Source organism: Pseudomonas sp. GM41(2012) (assembly GCF_000282315.2).
Lineage (GTDB): Bacteria > Pseudomonadota > Gammaproteobacteria > Pseudomonadales > Pseudomonadaceae > Aquipseudomonas.
Genome location: NZ_AKJN02000006.1, coordinates 2355835 through 2375861 on the forward strand (window position 1 = coordinate 2355835; position 20027 = coordinate 2375861).

A 20027-nucleotide genomic window follows, 5' to 3' on the forward strand; every position below is an offset into this window, starting at 1 on the left:
ACCGCTCCGGCGATCGGCTAGAATGGCCGCCTTGCCGTTGCCGAGCCAGCCATGAAACCTGTATTGCCCCACGCCCAGCTCGACTGGGACGACCAAGGGCTCCCGCGTTCGCGGGTGTTCGATGATGTGTATTTCTCCGACCTGTCGGGGCTGGACGAAACCCGCTACGTATTCCTCGAACAGAACGCTTTGCGTGAACGCTTTGCCGCGTTGCCTGTGGGCGGTCGATTGGTGATTGGCGAGACCGGTTTCGGCACCGGGCTGAATTTCCTTTGCGCCTGGCAGCTGTTCGAACAGCACGCGGTGGCCGGGGCGCGGCTGCATTTTGTCAGTGTCGAAAAGTACCCGCTGAGCCTGCCCGATCTGCAGCGCGCCTTGGCCTTGTGGCCGGAGCTCAAGCCGTTTGCCGATCAACTGCTGACGCAATACGTCGCGATCCACCCAGGCTTCCAGCGCCTGGTGCTGGACAACGGCCGCGTGACCCTGACCCTGCTGATCGGCGATGCGCTGGAGCAATTGCCACAACTCGACGCGCAGATCGACGCCTGGTTTCTCGACGGTTTCGCCCCGGCGAAAAACCCTGATATGTGGACCGCCGAGCTGTTTGCCGAACTGGCACGTCTGGCGGCCCCCGGCTCGACCATCAGCACCTTCACCAGCACCGGTTGGGTGCGCCGTCTGCTGAATGCGGCGGGCTTCAAGATGAAGCGCACGCCCGGCATTGGCCACAAATGGGAAATCCTGCGGGGCGTGTTTCTCGGCTGGCCTGAAGAAGTCCCGGCGCCCGCCGCGGCCAAACCATGGTTCACGCGCCCGACGCCACTGACCGGCGAACGTCGGGCACTGGTGATTGGCGCCGGCCTGGCCGGTTGCGCCACGGCCGCCAGTCTCGCGGCGCGGGGTTGGCACGTCAGCCTTCTGGAGCGTCACAATGCACTGGCGCAGGAAGCCTCGGGCAATCCACAGGGCGTGCTGTACCTCAAGCTTTCGGCCCATGGCACTGCGTTGTCGCAGTTGATTGTCAGTGGTTTCGGTCACACCCGGCGTTTGCTCGAACATTTGCAACGGGGCGTCGACTGGGACGATTGCGGGGTCTTGCAACTGGCCTTCAACGCCAAGGAAGCCGAGCGCCAAGCGCAATTGGCCGCCGCCTTTTCGCCAGACCTGGTGCACTTGCTCGATCAACCGCAAGCCCAGGTTCAGGCCGGCATCGCCCTGGAGCACGGCGGATTATTCTTCCCGGAGGGCGGCTGGGTTCATCCGCCGGCGTTGTGCCATTGGCAGGCATCTTCGGCGAACATCCAGTGGCTGCCCCATCGCGATGTCCTGGAACTGCGCAAGGTTGATGATCAATGGCAGGCCTGGGACGGTGATGATTTGCTGGCCAGTGCCCCCGTGGTGATCCTGGCCGGCGCCGCCGAGATCAAGCGTTTCCCTCAAAGCGCCGAGCTGCCCCTCAAACGCATTCGTGGCCAGATCACCCGACTGGCGCAAACCCCTGAAAGCCAGAGCCTGGCCACCGTCGTCTGCGCCGAAGGCTATGTGGCGCCGGCTCGACTGGGCGAACACACCCTCGGCGCCAGCTTCGACTTCAAGAGCGATGACCTGACCCCGACCCTCGCCGAACACCTCGGCAACCTGGCCTTGCTCGAGGAAATCTCCCCCGACCTGGCCACGCGACTGCATGCACAGGCACTGGACCCGCAACAGCTTGAAGGACGCGCCGCGTTCCGCTGCACCAGCCCGGACTACCTGCCGATCGTTGGCCCGTTGGCCGAACCAGCGGCCTTCGCCGAGGCCTACGCCGTACTGAGCAAGGACGCCCGGCAAGTACCGGATATTCCCTGCCCCTGGCTTGAGGGTTTTTACGTCAACAGCGGCCACGGCTCTCGCGGTTTGATCACCGCGCCGCTATCGGGTGAATTGCTCGCGGCATGGATCGAAAACGAACCGCTGCCCCTGCCCAGAACGGTCGCCGAGGCCTGCCATCCCAACCGTTTCGCCGTGCGCCAGTTGGTCCGCGGAAAAGTCTGACGGCGCGACTTATAACTTATCGGTCTAAAACTCCGGGGATTCAGCCGGGTCAGTTTCTGAGTACCCGCCGTTTTTGGCGCGGTATCGATTGACCCTCCCCAACGGAAAAACCGGTAAGGAATTTATGTGCGGATTAGCTGGCGAGTTACGTTTTGATCATCAACCTGCAGACCTTGCAGCCATCGAGCGAATCACCCATCACCTGGCCCCTCGCGGCCCTGACGCATGGGGCTTTCATGCCCAAGGGCCGATTGCCCTGGGCCACCGTCGCCTGAAAATCATGGACCTGTCGGACGGCTCGGCGCAGCCGATGGTCGACAACCAACTGGGCTTGTCCCTGGCCTTCAACGGCGCGATCTACAACTTCCCGGAACTGCGCACTGAGCTTGAAAGCCTCGGTTATGCCTTCTATTCCGGTGGTGACACCGAAGTGCTGCTCAAGGGTTATCACGCCTGGGGCGAAGCCTTGCTGCCCAAGCTCAACGGCATGTTCGCCTTCGCCATCTGGGAGCGCGATGCCCAGCGTCTGTTCATCGCCCGTGACCGCCTCGGCGTGAAGCCGCTGTACCTGTCGCGCACCGGCCAGCGCCTGCGCTTTGCCTCGGCACTGCCGGCATTGCTCAAGGGCGGCGATATCAATCCGATCCTCGACCCGGTGGCACTCAATCATTATCTGAATTTCCACGCCGTGGTCCCGGCACCTCGCACCTTGCTGGCCGGCATCGAAAAACTGCCACCGGCGACCTGGATGCGCATCGAAGCGGACGGCACCACCGAGCAGAAAACCTGGTGGACCCTGCCCTACGGCCCACACGCCGACGAGATGAATCTGACACTCGAAGACTGGCGTGACCGTGTACTCGACAGCACCCGTGACGCGGTGGCGATCCGTCAACGTGCGGCAGTCGATGTCGGTGTGCTGCTGTCGGGCGGTGTCGATTCGAGTTTGCTGGTCGGTCTGTTGCGTGAGGTCGGTGTTGAAAACCTGTCGACCTTCTCCATCGGTTTCCAGGATGCCGGCGGCGAGCGCGGCGACGAATTCCAGTATTCAGACCTGATCGCCAAGCACTACGGCACGCAGCATCACCAATTGCGCATCGACGAAAAAGAGATCATCGAGCAATTGCCCGCAGCGTTCCGCGCCATGAGCGAACCGATGGTCAGTCATGACTGCATCGCCTTCTATCTGCTGTCCCGCGAAGTGGCCAAGCATTGCAAAGTGGTGCAGAGCGGCCAGGGTGCCGACGAGTTGTTCGCCGGTTATCACTGGTACCCACAAGTCGACGGTGCCGAAGATCCGTACGCCGCCTATCGCGATGCGTTTTTCGACCGCAGTTACGACGACTACGCCGCCACCGTGCAGCCGAAATGGCTGACAGCGAATGACGCCGCTGGTGACTTCGTGAAGGAACATTTCGCACAGCCCGGCGCTGATGCAGCGGTAGACAAAGCCTTGCGTCTGGACAGCACGATCATGCTGGTGGACGACCCGGTCAAACGCGTCGACAACATGACCATGGCCTGGGGCCTGGAAGCGCGCACACCGTTTCTCGACTATCGCCTGGTGGAATTGTCGGCGCGCGTGCCGGGCAAATTCAAACTGCCGGATGGCGGCAAGCAAGTCTTGAAAGAAGCGGCGCGGCTGGTGATTCCGAGTGAAGTGATCGATCGCAAGAAAGGTTACTTCCCGGTCCCCGGCCTGAAGCATTTGCAGGGCGACACGCTGAACTGGGTGCGCGAACTGCTGCTCGATCCGAGTCAGGATCGCGGCCTGTTCAAGCCTGAGATGCTCGACCGCCTGCTGACCGATCCACAAGGTCAATTGACCCCGTTGCGCGGTTCCAAGCTGTGGCAATTGGCTGCCCTGAACCTGTGGCTCAGCGAACAAGGAATCTGATCGATGAAACCCCACGCCACGGCCTACAGCCAACGCTTGTTGCGCGGTCAGGCGCCCTCTTACGAACGCTTGCAGGCCCGCCTGGCCGAAGACGGCAGTGAATTGGGCGCCGCACCGATTGCCGTGCATTGCGGTTGGGGCCGGTTGCTGATCGGCCACACCTTTCCGGATGCGGCGAGCCTGGCCCAAGAGCTGCTCAATGAGCACACCGGTGAACGCGACATCGCCCTGTACGTGGCGGCGCCTCAGCAAGTGCTGGGGCTGGAGCCGGCACAGTTGTTTCTTGACCCGTCCGACACCTTGCGCCTGTGGTTCAGCGATTACCGCCAGTCCACTCGGGTGTTTCGCGGCTTTCGCATCCGTCGCGCCCAGAGCGACGCGGACTGGCAGGCGATCAATCAGCTGTATCAGTTGCGCGGCATGTTGCCGATCGACGCGAGTCTGCTGACTCCGCGTCATCAGGGCGGGCCCGTCTATTGGCTGGCCGAAGATGAGGACAGCGGCGCGATCATCGGCAGCGTCATGGGCCTCAATCACCACAAGGCGTTCAACGATCCGGAAAATGGCAGCAGCCTGTGGTGCCTGGCGGTCGATCCGCAATGTTCGCGTCCGGGTGTCGGTGAAGTGCTGGTGCGACATTTGATCGAGCACTTCATGAGCCGTGGGCTGAGTTACCTGGACCTGTCCGTGCTGCACGACAACCGTCAGGCGAAAAGTCTTTACGCCAAGCTGGGGTTTCGCAACCTGTCGACCTTCGCGATCAAGCGCAAAAACTGCATCAATCAACCGCTGTTTCTGGGCCCGGGTCCCGAAGCCGAGTTCAATCCTTATGCACGGATCATCGTCGAGGAAGCTCACCGTCGCGGCATCGAAGTGCAAGTCGATGACGCCGATGCCGGCCTGTTCACCTTGATCCATGGCAGTCGCCGCGTACGTTGCCGTGAATCCCTCAGCGACCTGACAAGCGCCATCAGCATGACGTTGTGCCAGGACAAAAGCCTGACGCACAAAGTGCTCAAGGCCGCCGGTTTGAACTTGCCGTCGCAGCAACTGGCCGGCAATGCCGATGACAATCTGGCGTTTCTCGACGAGCACGAACGGGTGGTGGTCAAACCGCTGGATGGCGAACAGGGCCAAGGCGTCGCGGTGGATCTACAGACCATCGAAGAGGTCCAGCAAGCCATCGAGTCCGCTCGCCAGTTCGACAGTCGAGCACTGCTGGAGAGCTTTCACGAAGGCCTCGACTTGCGGATTCTGGTGATCGGTTTTGAGGTGGTCGCCGCGGCGATTCGCCGTCCGGCAGAAGTGGTCGGTGATGGTCAGCATTCCATCGGTGCGCTGATCGAAGCGCAGAGCCGGCGTCGTCAGGCGGCGACCAGCGGTGAAAGCAAGATTCCGTTGGATCATGAGACCGAGCGCACCTTGCAGGCGGCGGGTTATGACTACAGCAGCATTCTGCCGGCGGGCGAGCATCTGTTCGTACGCAAGACGGCGAACCTTCATACCGGCGGGATTCTTGAGGATGTGACGGCGATCCTGCATCCGACGCTGGTGGATGCGGCGGTGCGCGCGGCGCGGGCGCTGGACATTCCAATGGTCGGGCTCGACCTGATGGTGCCTGCTGCCGATCAACCGGAGTATGTGTTTATCGAAGCCAATGAGCGCGCCGGGCTGGCCAACCATGAACCGCAGCCGACGGCTGAGCGGTTTGTGGATTTGTTGTTTCCGCACAGTCAGCCGGCGGTTTCTTAGTGATGTAGTGCCTGGGCTGGCGCCTTCGCGAGCAAACCCGCTCCCACATTTGACCGCACTCCACTGTGGGAGCGAGCCTGCTCGCGATGGGGCCCTGACAGACAACGACGATTCTTTCCCTTCATCGAAACCATCGATAGCCTCGACTCATCAGGAGTTTCCATGACCAGCAACATTCCCGAACCGGATCTGAACTACCTGCAAAAAGTCCTGCTGGAAATGCTCGCCATTCCCAGCCCGACCGGGTTCACCGACACCATCGTGCGTTACGTCGCCGAGCGGCTTGAAGAGCTGGGCATTCCCTTTGAGATGACCCGCCGCGGCACTATCCGCGCCACCCTCAAGGGCAAGAAGAACAGTCCCGACCGCGCGGTCTCCGCTCACCTCGACACCATCGGCGCGGCGGTTCGCGCGATCAAGGACAACGGTCGTCTGACCCTGGCGCCTGTCGGCTGCTGGTCCAGCCGTTTTGCCGAGGGCAGCCGGGTCAGCCTGTTTACCGACAACGGTGTGATCCGTGGCAGCGTGCTGCCGTTGATGGCTTCCGGGCATGCGTTCAATACCGCCGTGGATGAAATGCCGATCAGTTGGGATCACATTGAACTGCGCCTGGACGCCTATTGCGCCACCCGCGCCGATTGCGACTCGCTGGGGATCAGTGTCGGTGATTTTGTCGCCTTCGACCCTTTGCCGGAATTCACCGAAAGCGGCCACATCAGCGCCCGACATCTCGACGACAAGGCCGGCGTTGCCGCATTGCTGGCGGCGCTGAAAGCGATCGTCGACAGCGGCCAAGAGCTGATGATCGACTGTCATCCGCTGTTCACCATTACCGAGGAAACCGGCAGTGGCGCGGCGGCGGCGTTACCGTGGGACGTCAGCGAATTCGTCGGCATCGACATTGCCCCGGTCGCGCCGGGTCAGCATTCCAGCGAACACGCGGTGAGCGTGGCCATGCAGGATTCCGGTGGACCTTACGACTATCACCTGTCGCGGCATCTGCTGCGCCTGGCCAGTGACAACGAGTTACCGGTGCGCCGTGACCTGTTCCGCTATTACTTCAGCGATGCCCATTCGGCGGTCACTGCCGGGCATGACATTCGCACCGCCCTGCTCGCCTTCGGCTGCGACGCCACGCACGGCTACGAACGCACCCACATCGACAGCCTCGCAGCACTCAGTCGCCTGCTCGGCGCCTACATTCTGAGCCCGCCGGTGTTTGCCAGCGATGCACAACCGGCCAAGGGGTCGCTGGACCGGTTCAGTCATCAGCTCGAACATGAGACGCAGATGGAAAGCGATACGCGGGTGCCGTCGGTGGATAGTCTCGTAGGGCAGCGGTCGGAGGGCTAAAGCGAACGTAAAACCGTAGGAGCTGCCGCAGGCTGCGATCTTTTGATTTTCAGCGATGCAACTAACACCAAAGATCAAAAGATCGCAGCCTGCGGCAGCTCCTACTGGTCCTGTGCGTTCAACCGCCGTAGCATCGCGCCATTGTTTAGCCGAGGTGCCTATGCTGATCCCCCACGACCAACTTGAAGTCGACACCCTCACCCGCCTGATCGAGGATTTCGTGACCCGTGACGGTACGGACAACGGCGATGACACGCCGCTGGAAACCCGTGTTCTGCGTGTTCGCCAGGCATTGACCAAGGGCCAGGCGCTGATTGTCTTCGACCCGGAAAGCGAGCAATGCCAGTTGATGCTCAAGCACGATGTGCCCAAGCACCTGTTCGACTGAGACCTCAGCGTCCTTTGTTTTTCGCCAGTTTGACCTGGATGCGGTCGTAGACCTCGGAGCGGTGCACGTTGACGTTTTGCGGCGCTTCGACACCGAAGCGCACACTGCCTCCGTTGACGGCAAGAATGCGCACGGAAATGTTGTCACCGATGGAAATCAATTCGCCCACAACGCGACTGAGTACAAGCATGGCATTCGTCCTTCAGGGTTATCGAACCCTGAAGATGCCCTGCACTGAGTAGGGCTTCAATGCGACAGCGGCAAATCAGTCCCGCCCTACAGCGCCGTCCGAACAGTTCCTATGGAAACGTCTGACAAACCCGTTAAATGAAGGACCGATCCTTCAGGAAGCGGAGAAGCGCGGGCCGAAAAGGATGACGCTGGCCCCGGTTACACACAGCGCCACGCCGAGCCAGTCCGAGCCCAGCGGACGAATCCGCTCGACCACTGCCAGCCAGCCGATCGACGCGATGATGTAGATGCCACCGTAAGCGGCATAGGCGCGGCCGGCGTAGGTCGCTTCGATGCGGGTCAGCAGCAGCGCGAACAAGGTCAGACTGAGCAGAGCGGGCACGACCCACCAGGCGCTTTTACCCTGGCGCAGCCACATCCAGAAGGCAAAGCAGCCGGCGATTTCGAACAGCGCGGCGAGGAAAAACCACAGGTAATTGAGCATGCATACATCTCGCGAGGATGGCCGATGGCGGCCACCCTAACGACGGTGTTGCGTACGGGCAAGTTCAACCTGCGGTTTGTTTGGCCTTGGCGCGCATTTTGTCGGCCATGACGGTCATTTCGTCGTAGAGCAGTTGCGGGTTCTTCTGCTTGAGCGCCCAGGCCATGCGGCCCTGTTCGTGCGGCAGGATCAAGAATTCGCCAGCGGCGACGTGCTGATAGATGTAATCGGCAATGTCGGCTGCGGTGATCGGCGAGCTTTCCAGCAACTTGCCGACCTGGGCTTTCATGGCCGGCGTCGGGCCACGGAACGAGTCCAGCAGGTTGGTCTGGAAGAACGACGGGCACACCACATGCACGCCGACTTCCTGATGCGCCAGCTCGACCAACAAGCTTTCGGACAACGCCACCACGCCAGCCTTGGCCACGTTGTAGTTGCTCATGGCCGGGCCTTGCATCAGGGCGGCCATCGACGCGATGTTGATGATCTTGCCTTTGCTTTTTTCCAGCAGCGGCAGGAAGGCTTTGCAGCCCTTGACCACGCCCATCAGGTTGATCGCGATCTGCCAGTCCCAGTCTTCCAGCGACAGTTCACTGAAGAACCCGCCCGAGGCAACGCCGGCGTTGTTGACGATGACATCGATGCCACCGAGTTTCTCTTCGCAGGCCTGGGCGAAAGCGGTCAGCTGGCTGTAATCGCGCACGTCGCAACGCTGGATAAAACCGTCGCCACCGGCTTCGCGAACCAGTTTCAGGGTTTCCTGCAGACCGGGTTCGCTGACATCCGACAAGGCCAGCTGCCAGCCTTCACGCGCCCAGCGCAGCGCGATTTCGCGACCCAAGCCCGAGCCCGCACCAGTGATCATCATGCGATTTTGCATAGCAAACAGCCTTGTTGTTCCGGGGAAGATGCATCGAGTGTAGCGAAGGACAATGCCCGACCCACGCTCCATCAGATTGCTGAATGGCCCGAGCAAACCATGGCAGCGCCTGAACCAACTAGACTCATTAAAAACGAAATAAGCCTTTCTTCGAAAAACATTAAAAAAACTTGGAATTTTCTTTCATACGCCACAGTCGGATTTTGTAAGCAGCCCGGTTTTATAGCAGTCCGGCTGACCGTTAAACGCCAGGTAATTCCAGAACACTTCCAACAAGGAAATAGACATGGGCACAATTCTTATCATTATTCTGATCCTCCTGCTGGTAGGTGGTTTACCGGTCTTCCCGCACTCCAGAAGTTGGGGTTATGGCCCGTCGGGTATCATCGGCGTGGTGTTGGTGGTGCTGTTGATCCTGCTGTTGCTCGGCAAGATATAAAGGTTTAACAGGCAAAAAAAAGAGGCCCTTTTCAAGGGCCTCTTTTTTATTGCATCAAGACTTAGTCCGGCTTGCCATCAACCACACCGGCGGTGTTGTCGATCAGGCTCTTGGTCGCCGTTTGCAGGAACGCTTCGAGCTTGAGTTTCAGCTCAGCGGTACGCGGTGCATCCGGAACGATCTCGGCGTGAGGTGTCGCGCCCAGTTCGTACTGGTACATCTTCGGCGCCATTTCCTTTTCCTTCGGCAGCACCAGAATCTGATCAGCCGTGATGATGGCGGTGGTCTGCTCGCTACCCGACGGCTTGATCACGCCGAAACCAGTGTCGCCTTCAGGCAGGTTGAGCAAATCGCGGCCCCAGCACTGATGACGTACTTCACCACCAATACGGCCCATGATGGTTGGCACGATGTCGATCTGCGTGCCCACGGTATGGTCACGCTCGCCGAACTTTTCCTGGATGCCCGGTGCGATCATCAGCATCGGCACGTTGAAGCGGCCCAGGTCCATTTCGGTGATCTGACGCTCGTTGCCAAAACCGTGGTCGCCGACGATCACAAACAGGGTTTCCTTGAAATACGGCTCCTTGCGGGCCTTTTCAAAGAACTGGCCCAGCGCCCAGTCCGCATAACGCATGGCGGTCAAATGCTCGTTCAGGCTACCGCGATCGGTCACGCGCTCAACCGGCAATGGGGTCGGCAAGGCGTAAGGCGTGTGGTTGGACAGGGTTTGCAGCAGCGCATAGAACGGCTTGCCGTTTTCCCGTGCCTTGAGCTCTACCAGACCACGGTCGAACATGTCCTGGTCGGACACGCCCCAGGTCGGATCGGAGAACACCGGGTTCACGAAGTCGTTACGACCAATGAAGTTGGTCATGCCCTGGTTGCTGAAGAAACCCGACTGGTTATCCCAGGCGAAGTCGCCATTATAGACGTACACGTCGTCATAGGCACGGGCACTGAGCAATTGCGGCAGGCCGGACAACTTGTGGCTGCCTTCCGGCGTCTGCATCAGATATTCGAAACCCGGCAGGTTCGGGAAGCAGGCCATGGTGGCGAACATACCCTGGTGGGTATGGGTCCCGTTGGAGAAGAAGCGGTCGAACATCAGGCCTTCCTTCGACAGTTTGTCGAGGTACGGCGTGATGTTGCCCGGTGCGCCCAAGGCGCCCACCGAGTGACCGGCCATGCTTTCCATCAGGATCACGACGACGTTCTTGATCGGCAGGGTCTTGTCGGCGGGTGGCGTGTAGTCACGACGCACGGCTGCGGTTTCGGCATCCACCAGTTTGTCGTCCGGCATCACCAGCATGTCACGCACGATTTTCTGCGCTTCAGGCTGTGGCAACGTGGCCTTCCAGACATTGTCGCGATCTTCGGACATGCGGCTCTTGGCCGCGGCGACCAGCGACAAGGTGCCGTTGAGGCCCAACTGGTTGGCGAAGTTCGAGTTGGTGGTGTAAACGTCACCCCAACGCAGTGGCGGGCCCTGACGCAGGGTGCCACGAGCGGCGACTACGCAGACCAGCAGGCAGACGACAAACACCGCGATGCGTGCGTACCACGGGGCGACCTTGCGCGTGCCGATGCTGCCGCCGCTGAAGGGGCCACGAGGCCGGGTGGCGCGGTCGGCGCCCTTGAACGCCAGGGTCAGGATCAACGTGCCCACGGCCCAGGCCAGCAGGTAGCGAACTACCGGAAAACCGTACCAGAGCATGCTCATCACGGTTTTCGGGTCTTCCTTTACATATTGGAAGACCAGGCCGTTGAGGCGCTGGTGGAACTCGCGGTAGAAGTCCATCTCCATCAGGCCGAGGAACAGGGCGATACTCGAGGCAATGGTCAGCCAGAACCGGAAGAATCCACGTGCGGCCATCGCCCGGGCGCTGAACAACGCCAGCAGCAATGGAATGCTGAGGTAGACCACCAGGCGCAGGTCGAAACGCAGACCGTTGGCGAACGCTTCGAGAAAGGTCGAGGCCGGGGTGTCGAGGATCATCTCGCGGTTGTAAACCAGCAGCGCAACGCGCAGCAGGCTGAACATGACCATCATGACCAGGGCACACAGCAGCGTGTAGGCCAGATGCGATTTGACGGTCGGTTGCAGCAGGCGACTAGAAGCTCGCTGCTGACTCAGGGCGTCCGGGTTTGCCATGTCGTTTTAGGACCCATTGGAAGTTGAAGTTGCAAAAATACAGCGGCGCCTTGCCCTCTGTTGGCCAGTACTCGGCCCCGGGGCTTGCACGGTGCGCAAATGTTGCACGATCACTCGCGGCATTGCTATTGATTACTGTCCGGCATGTTTGGCGCGGGCGAATTGTCTTGGAGGCTTTGTGAAAATTTCGTGCAACGCATATTCGGAAACAAAATAAAGTCCCCCTGATTCGAATGACCGTTAGTTTGGGGCGTATTCGTTTCAGTTGTGCTCTTTGATCGGGGGCATATCCGTTTCTGCGGTAATGGCGGCTGGCGGTTTCGCTTTTACAGCGAGTCACTTGGAAAAGCCCCAAGTAACCAAGGGCTCTTGCCCCGCCATTCGGTGCCTCGCCCAGGCTCGGCATGCCCTCACTCCGGCATTGCTCCGGGGGCCCGCCGCCATCGGCCATCCATGGCCGGGGGCGGCTACCGCGGCATCCTTGCCGCGGTGCCCCCTGCGCAACGCCTGCGTTCGGCCTCTGGGAAAGGGGCAAGCAGATCAAGATCAAGATCAAGATCAAGATCAAAAGCCAAAGCAACGGCAACAGCAAGATCAACAGCTTCGCGAGCAAGTCGAATCGTCGCACCGCCGCTCCCACATAAAGCAGATCGGCGTACAGCTTTTGCTTCTCACCACTCATCAGGCCGAGCGTTAGCTCGCCTCCAGCTTTTGATCTTGAGTTGTACGCCCCATCGGGAGGCCGAGTGGAGGTTCTGCGCAGTGGGCAACCCGGCATGGATGCCGGGTTAGCCGCCCCCGGCCATGGATGGCCGATGGCGGCGGGCCCACGGAGCAGGACCGGAGCGAGGGCATGCCGAGCCTAGGCGAGGCACCGAACGAAAGGGGCAAAAGCCCTTTGGTTACTTTGGGGCTTTTCCAAAGTGACTCGCTGTAAAAGCGAAACCGCCAGCAGCCGTGACCGCAGAAACGGATATGCCCCCGATCAAATAAACCGCCCTACCAAATAGCAAACGCCCCGAACAAAGTCAGGGCGCATTATCAAAAAACGGAGCGATTACTTCTCAGCGCGTGCCTTCAGGGCTTTCAAAGTATTAAACGGCGCATCCACCACAAACTTGTTGGCCACCATCGGCGGAATGCTACCGCCCGGCTCGGTATGCACCTGATAGGTCACTTCAACCTGATCGCCCTTGGGCACAAACTTCCAGAAACCGTCGACCTTGGTCACCCGGACGAAGCCTTTTTCTTCAGGAAGGTACTTCGGCACACCTTCGAGTTTGCGGGTCAGGCTGCCATCAGCACCCTCGGTGGTGGTGACATGCAACACCGAGTCACGCGCGGTAACCGGCCAAGGCGTATTGAACTGGGTGTAAGTCCAGCTTTGGTCGCCTTCGTGCTTGAGCAGCTTCTGGGTTTTGCATTCGTGAATCCAGGTGCAAGCGCCTGACACGTCTTCCTGCAGCGCGCGCAGTTTGGCGATGGTGGTTTTCATCAGCGTGACGCCCTGGTAAGCCTTGTAATCGGAGCCAGCCACTTCACTCAAGGAAACCTTGATGCCGTCTTCGTTCTTGGCGACTTTCCAGTCTTCTGCCTGAGCGGCCGTGGAAGCCAGCAAAACCGTCAAACCACACAGCACAGCCATACGTTGCAGCGAACCCATAGTCTTATTCCTTATTGTTGAAGATCCGTTCGTTGAACACATCACGCCGCCGTCATTTGCTCCCACCAACCCAACAATTTGATCGCTTCGTCACGGCTGCTTCCGCAGACTTCGATGTCGGCTTCGAACGCCGAACACACTGCAGGACGTTCCGGTTTGCCGAAAATGCCGCACAGGTTATCGACAGAGAGTTGTACGCAACGTTCTCCCGCGGGCTTGCCATTGGGCATGCCTGGAATCGGTGAACTGATGGAAGGGGCAATGCAACAGGCGCCACAGCCTTCACGGCATTTCATGACGACGAGCTCCTCGACGGGCGATGTGTTAAAGGACGTGGCACAGAGTAACCGCTAAAACGCTTGTTTAAAATTGTCTGGACCCGGGTTTTTTCGCTTAACCGAGCGTGACTGACCAGTCTCCGACAAAGCGTCTGGCCAGCGGGTCACGGACGGGAAGAAATTATCGTTTGAACTCGAATTCCAGGGCTGCACCTTCGACTTCACGGCGCTCTTCGTTGCGCAGTTGCAACTTCATTTCGTTGCTGATCAGCCTCCCGTTGAGCTGAAACGGACCAGCCTTGTCACCAAACATTTGCGGCAATACTGCATCGTGCCGTGGCAACGCCACCGTACCGATCGGTTTCAGCTCCTCGGCCATGTCTTGGGGCAGGCTCAAATCCAGGTCGACCGAAGGAAGCTTGGTTTTCGCGATTTCACTGGCGGATTTGGACTTGGAGGCAATCGGCGGTCGCTTTTTCACCTTGGCCGCTTTCTTTTTGACCGGCGCGGCTTTCTTGACCAGTGCCGGTTTTTTCGAAGTGGCGCTGGCTGCCGGTTTTTCTTGAACGGAAGCCGCTAATACACCTTCGGCCTGGAAGGTCATCAGCAGGCAGATCGATAGCCATACGGCGGGAAAAATCGGCTTCATGGACCCAACGGTACAAACGGCAGGAGCCATATGCTCGCCTGTTGCAGGCGACATGACAAGCTCGGGCAGGAATATCCTGCCCGCCCCCTCAAAAGCCGCCGACCATCTCCTGACAGAGTTGGGTGGCGAGCATGCCCAGGGTCATCAATGCACGCTCGGCTTCACGGTTCCAGGGTGTGCCGCAGTTCAGTCGAATGCAGTGGTTGAACTGCTCGGTGTTACTGAAAATCAGCCCCGGCGCGATGCTGATGCCCTGTTGCAACGCACGAACGTGCAGCTCCTGCGTGTTGACCCGCCCCGGCAGGCTGACCCACAGAATGAAGCCGCCGGTCGGCCGGGTCATCTGCGTGCCTTCCGGGAAGTATTGCTGCACCGCCAGCTGGAAAGCGCTGAGGTTCTTGCGGTACTCCTGACGGATGTAGCGCAAATGCCGGTCGTAACCACCGTTCTCCAGGTACGCCGCAATGCCCATCTGCGTGACGCTACAGGCCGAATGGGTGCTGAAGGTCTGCAAACGCTGGATTTCCTGCTGGTACTTGCCGGCAATCATCCAGCCGATCCGCACGCCCGGCGACAGGGTTTTGGAAAAGCTTGAGCAATAGATCACCCGATCCAGCCGATCGTAGGCTTTAAGTGATTTGGTGCGACCCTGCTCGAACATCAGTTCGCCGTAGATATCGTCTTCGACAATCTGGATATCAAAATCCGAGGCCAGGCGAAGCAGTTGCTTCTGCCGCTCTTCGGGCATGGTGCCGCCCAATGGATTGCTCAGACGCGTGGTCAGCACCAGCGCCTTGATCGACCACTGGTTGGCCGCCAGTTGCAGGGCTTCGAGGCTCATACCGGTGGCCGGATCGCTCGGGATCTCGATGACCTTGAGGCCCAGCAGGTCAGCCAGTTGCAGCAAACCGTAGTAGGTCGGCGACTCGGCGGCGATCAGGTCGCCCGGGCGAGTCAGCACACGCAGGGACATCTGCAAGGCATCAACGCAGCCGTGGGTAATGACCACTTCCGACGGATCGACCACCACGCCGGCGTCGCGCATGCGGATCGCCACTTGTCGGCGCAACGGTTCGAAACCCGGGCTGAACATGTAGCTGAACGCCCGCGGGCTATGGAAACGGGTGACTTTGGCCAGTTGCTGATGCAGCGCCCGCACCGGCAGATAATCAACGCTCGGTACCGCCGCGCCCAAGGGAAACACACCCTCGCGGCGGGATTCGACCAGGACTTGTTGGATGATGCTGCTGCGAGTGACCAGACCTGGACGCTCGACCCGGGCGATGTCCGGTGTCGGCGCGGTCAGGGCCGGAGTCTGGTGCACGTAGTAACCCGACTGCGGCCGGGCGCGGATCAGCCCCTGATCCTCGAGGTTGGCGTAAGCCTGCAACACCGTCGCATGGCTGACGTTGAGCTGCGAACTCATCTTGCGCACCGAAGGCACGCGCTCCCCCGGTTGATAGACGCCACGGCGGATGTCTTCGGCCAGTTGTTGAGCAATACGTTGGTAGAGCAAGAGATTGGTCATGACGCAGCACTCGATTTCACGGGCATTTTATTCTTGTGTGAAACAATACCGGAACAGTTTAGAAGTGTACTGGGACAGTTGCCACAATAGTCGACCGTACAGTGCAGTGTCAGCAAAAACTGTACTGTTTTTTGGAGTTGATCAGCAGGCGTAAAAAAACCCGGCGCTGACGGGCAGGCCGGGTTGTAGGAGCTGGGTAGGAGCTGTCGAGTGAAACGAGGCTGCGATCTTTTCGAGTTCACTTGAGTATCAAGAGCAAGATCAAAAGATCGCAGCCTCGTTTCACTCGACAGCTCCTACAGGATTTCTGGCGTCACCCGTTTTCGTAGGGTGTCTTGTCCAGTGACGTAGCCCTTAACGGGCAGCGCCGAGCTGGCCTTTTTCGTCAGAAAACACAATTTCCACCCGACGGTTCTGTGCACGTCCCCGTTCGGAGGCGTTCACGTCGACCGGATATTCATCGCCGTAGCCTTCGACCTGAATGCGTTTATCGTCGATGCCCAAATCCATCAGCACGTCTGCCACCGATTGCGCACGGTCACGGGACAGCTTGAGGTTTTCCTGCTTGCCGCCGGTACTGTCGGCATAACCTTCGATGCGCACCACGCGCTTGGGGTTGAGCTGCAGGAACTGCACGATCTTCAACACCACGCGGTTCGCCGAGTTTTTCAACTCCGCTTCGCCCGTGTCGAACAGCACGTCGCCCAAGGTCATCACCAGGCCGCGATCGGTCTGGGTGGTCGCCAGCGCGACAATCTGTTCTTCGAGCCACTTGCCCTGCTGCTGCACGCTGAGCAGTTTGGATTCGCGCAAGGCCAGTTGCAGGCGCTGACGCTCCAGTTCGAGCTTCGCCGCACGTTCTTCGTTGAGCACCTGATTGGTGTGTTCGCGCGCGATTTTGCTATAGCGTTCACTCAGGTAAGCGTAATGCAGCACGTCCGATCCACTGCCCCAATAGGTGGACAGACGATCGGCACGGGCTAGCGACTCACCGGCGCGAATCACATCCTTGGGCGCGATTCGCAGCACGCTGGAATCTTCCTTGACCTTCTGGAAGTCAGTACTGGCCTGCTGCAACGCGGCCTCGCTGTGCTGACCGGCACAACCATAGAGGCTGGCGCAACCTGCCAGGATCAAACCGCCCAGGGCTTTGGTCTTGAGGCTCATTGGGCATCTCCCAGTTGCTTGCGCAGGCGAGTGATGCGGGTGTTTAGCACGTTCAACTGCTCCTCGCTCTTGAGGGTCAGAACCCGGGCTTCGGCCAGTCGCGCGTCCAGCTCGGCCTGCTCGGCCCGCATGCGCGCGTTCTTGAAGGATTGGTCGTTCATGCTGCCCTTGGCGCGGTTGAACTTGTCTTCGGCCAGTTTCATTTCCGGCACGTCGGCGGCGGTGGCGCCCACGGCCTTGGCCTGCTCGAGTGCCTGTTCGGTCAGGCGCATTTGTTCATTCGGCGCCGGATCGGCTGCACAACCCGCCAGAGCCAGAACGGCCAGGGCAGCGAAAAGAGGTCGAATACTCACTAAAAATCCCTACTGTTTTGGGGTACTGACAGGTGGTTGCTGCGGCTGTGAGCGCTGCGCCTTCCAGCGCTCGATATTGCGTTGCAGCACGGCTTCCGTCAGTCCGGACGCGGGCAATTCTGTCATCTTTTTGGCCAGCTGTCCGCGCAACCACGGATCGTTGCAGGCGGAGTTGTGGGAAACCGCGAGGAACAGGCCGGGTTTGTCGATCGGTTGTGGACGGGCGACCAGGTCGTTGGCCAGGTTAAGTGTCTGCGCGGCCGCCATGCCCGAGTAGCGTCCGGCAAGGACAAATTCCACCTCACCCAGCAGCAATTTCTGAAAGGCCTGGGTCAGATTTGGCGTGCGTGCGAGGGACAATTGCTGCTCGGCGAACACGCCAAATGCCTGGGTCATACGAGACTTTTCCGACAACGCGCCGGGATGACCGTGAAGGTCCTGCGCTTCGTTGTAGACCAGCGTCGAGTCTTTGCGGGTCCAGACCAGGTAATCGTTTTCCAGTAACGGAGGATGAATGTAATCCAGAGTGTCCAGTTCACTGACCGTCAATGACGCATCCGCCAGCATGTCCATTCGCCCACTGCGCACTTCGTCCAGGGCCTGGGAGCGTTTGCCGGCGTAAAGCAGTTCGACCTTGATCCCCAGCTCCCCCGCCACCTGCTGCAACAGGTCAGCACTGGCGCCGATCAGGTGCTTGGGGTGTTGCGGGTCTTGCCACAGGTACGGCGGCGCATCCGGGCTGCCGGTCACCACCAGGCGTTCGCACTTGCCCGCGGCGACTGACAGCGCCGGCAACACCGTCAGACCCAGCAGCAATGACCAGCCGTAAACGCGGTGCAGATCCATGGCGACACTCTCCACTCAAACCCGGTTATACCCTGTAGGAGCTGTCGAGTGAAACGAGGCTGCGATCTTTTCGAGTTCACTTGAGTATCAAGAGCAAGATCAAAAGATCGCAGCCTCGTTGCACTCGACAGCTCCTACAGAAGAACAAAAAAAAAGCCCGACCAAAAGGTCGGGCTCTTTATAAGTCAGGCCGCTGGATTAGACTAGCTTCTCGAACTCAGGGATGGCTTCAAACAAGTCCGCCACCAGGCCGTAATCGGCCACCTGGAAGATCGGCGCTTCTTCGTCCTTGTTGATCGCAACGATCACTTTGGAGTCTTTCATGCCGGCCAGGTGCTGGATCGCGCCAGAGATACCGACGGCGATGTACAGCTGTGGAGCAACGATCTTGCCGGTCTGACCGACCTGCATATCGTTGGGTACGAAACCTGCGTCGACCGCGGCGCGGGAAGCACCGACAGCAGCGCCCAGCTTGTCAGCCAGGGCGTACAGGTGTTTGAAGTTGTCACCGTTCTGCATGCCACGGCCGCCGGAAACGACGATCTTGGCAGCGGTCAGTTCCGGACGATCGGACTTGGCCAGTTCTTCGCCGACGAAGCTGGAGATGCCAGCGTCGTGTGCAGCGCCAACGGCTTCAATCAAAGCAGATCCACCTTCAGCCGCCACCGGATCGAAACCGGTAGCACGCACGGTGATCACTTTGACCGCAGCGTTCGATTGAACGGTTGCGATGGCGTTACCGGCGTAGATTGGGCGCTTGAAAGTGTCAGCGCTTTCGACCGAGATGATCTCAGAGATCTGGTCAACGTCCAGCTGAGCGGCAACGCGCGGCAGGATGTTTTTGCCGTTGGAAGTGGCAGCCGCCAGGATGTGGCTGTAGCCCTTGCCCAACTCGGCAACCAGAGGAGCAACGTTTTCCGGCAGTTGATGCGAGTAAGCAGCATTGTCAGCCGACAGTACTTTGCTCACGCCAGCGATTTTCGCCGCGGCTTCAGCCACGGCGCCAGCGCCCTGACCTGCAACCAGAACGTGGATGTCACCACCGATTTTAACGGCGGCAGCCACAGTGTTCAGCGTGGCCGGGGCCAGCACTTTGTTGTCGTGTTCAGCAATAACCAAGATAGTCATTTAGATTACCTTCGCTTCGTTTTTCAGTTTCTCGACCAGTTCAGCCACCGACTTGACCTTGATGCCTGCGCTGCGTGCAGCCGGCGCTTCGACTTTCACGGTCTTGTTGGTGGAGGCGGTGGAAACGCCCAAAGCGTCCGGAGTCAGCACTTCGAGAGGCTTCTTCTTGGCTTTCATGATGTTTGGCAGGGACGCGTAGCGCGGCTCGTTCAAACGCAGGTCAGTGGTGACGATGGCTGGCAGTTTCAGGGAAACCGTCTGCGCGCCGCCGTCGACTTCGCGAGTCACGGCAACGCTGTCGCCGCTGATTTCGACTTTGGACGCGAACGTGCCCTGACCATAGCCGCTCAATGCTGCGAGCATCTGGCCAGTCTGGTTGTTGTCGCTGTCGATGGCTTGTTTGCCAAGGATCACCAGCTGAGGCTGTTCCTTGTCGACAACAGCCTTGAGCAGCTTGGCAACGGCCAGCGAAGTCAGGTCTTCAGCGGATTCGACGAGGATGGCGCGGTCGGCACCCAGAGCCAGCGCGGTGCGCAGTTGCTCTTGAGCGGTGGACGGGCCGATGGAGACGACGACGATTTCAGTCGCAACACCTTTCTCTTTCAGGCGTACGGCTTCTTCCACTGCGATTTCGCAGAACGGGTTCATCGACATCTTGACGTTGGCGAGGTCGACGCCGGAATTGTCCGCCTTGACGCGAACCTTGACGTTGTAATCCACAACGCGTTTGACAGCTACAAGAACCTTCATGGATTCCTCGTTACTCTCCGGTGAAAAGAAAGTCGCCTAGGCGAACCTGGCGGTTTGATGCTCATCGGCGCAAGGGCACCTCTAAAAACGC

19 protein-coding genes are annotated in these 20027 nt (G+C 59.6%); 6 read left to right on the top strand and 13 right to left on the bottom strand.

Features of this window, described 5'->3' with window-relative positions:
- Positions 1-51: 51 nt before the first annotated feature.
- The 5 genes from mnmC to PMI27_RS15345 all read left to right on the top strand — a co-directional run bounded on the left by mnmC (position 52) and on the right by PMI27_RS15345 (position 7424).
- Complete coding sequence (gene mnmC, locus PMI27_RS15365) at positions 52-2034, top strand: bifunctional tRNA (5-methylaminomethyl-2-thiouridine)(34)-methyltransferase MnmD/FAD-dependent 5-carboxymethylaminomethyl-2-thiouridine(34) oxidoreductase MnmC (protein ID WP_008151234.1); 1983 nt, start codon at positions 52-54, stop codon at positions 2032-2034.
- Positions 2035-2158: 124 nt separating this feature from the next.
- Positions 2159-3931 (top strand): N-acetylglutaminylglutamine amidotransferase, encoded by a 1773-nt coding sequence (locus PMI27_RS15360; RefSeq protein WP_008151236.1) that lies wholly within the window; start codon positions 2159-2161, stop codon positions 3929-3931.
- 3 nt (positions 3932-3934) lie between these two features.
- A complete protein-coding gene (ngg, locus tag PMI27_RS15355; protein WP_008151238.1) occupies positions 3935-5683 on the top strand; it encodes an N-acetylglutaminylglutamine synthetase in 1749 nt (582 codons plus the stop codon).
- A 162-nt stretch (positions 5684-5845) separates the two neighbouring features.
- Positions 5846-7036, top strand: coding sequence for an osmoprotectant NAGGN system M42 family peptidase (locus PMI27_RS15350; RefSeq protein WP_008151241.1), 1191 nt, complete (start codon positions 5846-5848; stop codon positions 7034-7036).
- A gap of 160 nt (positions 7037-7196) precedes the next feature.
- Entirely contained in the window at positions 7197-7424 is a 228-nt protein-coding gene (locus PMI27_RS15345; RefSeq protein WP_003199186.1) for a YheU family protein, read from the top strand.
- A gap of 4 nt (positions 7425-7428) precedes the next feature.
- On the opposite strand, the gene csrA is transcribed toward PMI27_RS15345, so the two are convergent.
- The 3 genes from csrA to PMI27_RS15330 all read right to left on the bottom strand — a co-directional run bounded on the left by csrA (position 7429) and on the right by PMI27_RS15330 (position 8980).
- Positions 7429-7614, bottom strand: a complete 186-nt coding sequence (gene csrA / locus PMI27_RS15340) for a carbon storage regulator CsrA (RefSeq protein ID WP_008151243.1) — start codon at positions 7612-7614, stop codon at positions 7429-7431.
- Between the two features lie 153 nt (positions 7615-7767).
- A complete protein-coding gene (locus PMI27_RS15335; protein WP_008151244.1) occupies positions 7768-8100 on the bottom strand; it encodes a YnfA family protein in 333 nt (110 codons plus the stop codon).
- A gap of 64 nt (positions 8101-8164) precedes the next feature.
- Complete coding sequence (locus PMI27_RS15330) at positions 8165-8980, bottom strand: SDR family oxidoreductase (RefSeq protein WP_008151246.1); 816 nt, start codon at positions 8978-8980, stop codon at positions 8165-8167.
- Between the two features lie 280 nt (positions 8981-9260).
- On the opposite strand from PMI27_RS15330, the gene PMI27_RS30460 reads away from it, so the two are divergent.
- Positions 9261-9419, top strand: coding sequence for a DUF3309 family protein (locus PMI27_RS30460; RefSeq protein WP_174602692.1), 159 nt, complete (start codon positions 9261-9263; stop codon positions 9417-9419).
- Between the two features lie 61 nt (positions 9420-9480).
- On the opposite strand, the gene PMI27_RS15320 is transcribed toward PMI27_RS30460, so the two are convergent.
- The 10 genes from PMI27_RS15320 to PMI27_RS15275 form a co-directional block, all read right to left on the bottom strand.
- Positions 9481-11574: an LTA synthase family protein gene (locus PMI27_RS15320; RefSeq protein ID WP_008151248.1), complete on the bottom strand. Its 2094-nt coding sequence runs from the start codon at positions 11572-11574 to the stop codon at positions 9481-9483.
- Between the two features lie 1057 nt (positions 11575-12631).
- A complete protein-coding gene (locus PMI27_RS15315; protein WP_008146976.1) occupies positions 12632-13237 on the bottom strand; it encodes an START domain-containing protein in 606 nt (201 codons plus the stop codon).
- A gap of 41 nt (positions 13238-13278) precedes the next feature.
- The gene (locus tag PMI27_RS15310) at positions 13279-13533 is read right to left on the bottom strand and encodes a YkgJ family cysteine cluster protein (RefSeq protein WP_008146977.1); all 255 of its coding nucleotides are present in this window, start codon (positions 13531-13533) and stop codon (positions 13279-13281) included.
- 163 nt (positions 13534-13696) lie between these two features.
- Positions 13697-14164 (bottom strand): hypothetical protein, encoded by a 468-nt coding sequence (locus tag PMI27_RS15305; RefSeq protein WP_033053222.1) that lies wholly within the window; start codon positions 14162-14164, stop codon positions 13697-13699.
- An 88-nt stretch (positions 14165-14252) separates the two neighbouring features.
- A complete protein-coding gene (locus PMI27_RS15300) occupies positions 14253-15692 on the bottom strand; it encodes an aminotransferase-like domain-containing protein (protein WP_008146981.1) in 1440 nt (479 codons plus the stop codon).
- Between the two features lie 354 nt (positions 15693-16046).
- Positions 16047-16859: an OmpA family protein gene (locus PMI27_RS15295; protein WP_008147009.1), complete on the bottom strand. Its 813-nt coding sequence runs from the start codon at positions 16857-16859 to the stop codon at positions 16047-16049.
- On the bottom strand, positions 16856-17212 hold the full coding sequence (locus PMI27_RS15290; protein WP_008147008.1) for a DUF4398 domain-containing protein: 357 nt from the start codon (positions 17210-17212) through the stop codon (positions 16856-16858). Before PMI27_RS15290 ends, PMI27_RS15295 begins: the two co-directional genes overlap by 4 nt.
- A gap of 9 nt (positions 17213-17221) precedes the next feature.
- Complete coding sequence (locus tag PMI27_RS15285) at positions 17222-18058, bottom strand: substrate-binding periplasmic protein (RefSeq protein ID WP_008147005.1); 837 nt, start codon at positions 18056-18058, stop codon at positions 17222-17224.
- A 198-nt stretch (positions 18059-18256) separates the two neighbouring features.
- Entirely contained in the window at positions 18257-19186 is a 930-nt protein-coding gene (locus PMI27_RS15280; protein ID WP_024164569.1) for an electron transfer flavoprotein subunit alpha/FixB family protein, read from the bottom strand.
- Positions 19187-19936: an electron transfer flavoprotein subunit beta/FixA family protein gene (locus tag PMI27_RS15275; RefSeq protein ID WP_024164570.1), complete on the bottom strand. Its 750-nt coding sequence runs from the start codon at positions 19934-19936 to the stop codon at positions 19187-19189.
- Between the last annotated feature and the right edge of the window lie 91 nt (positions 19937-20027).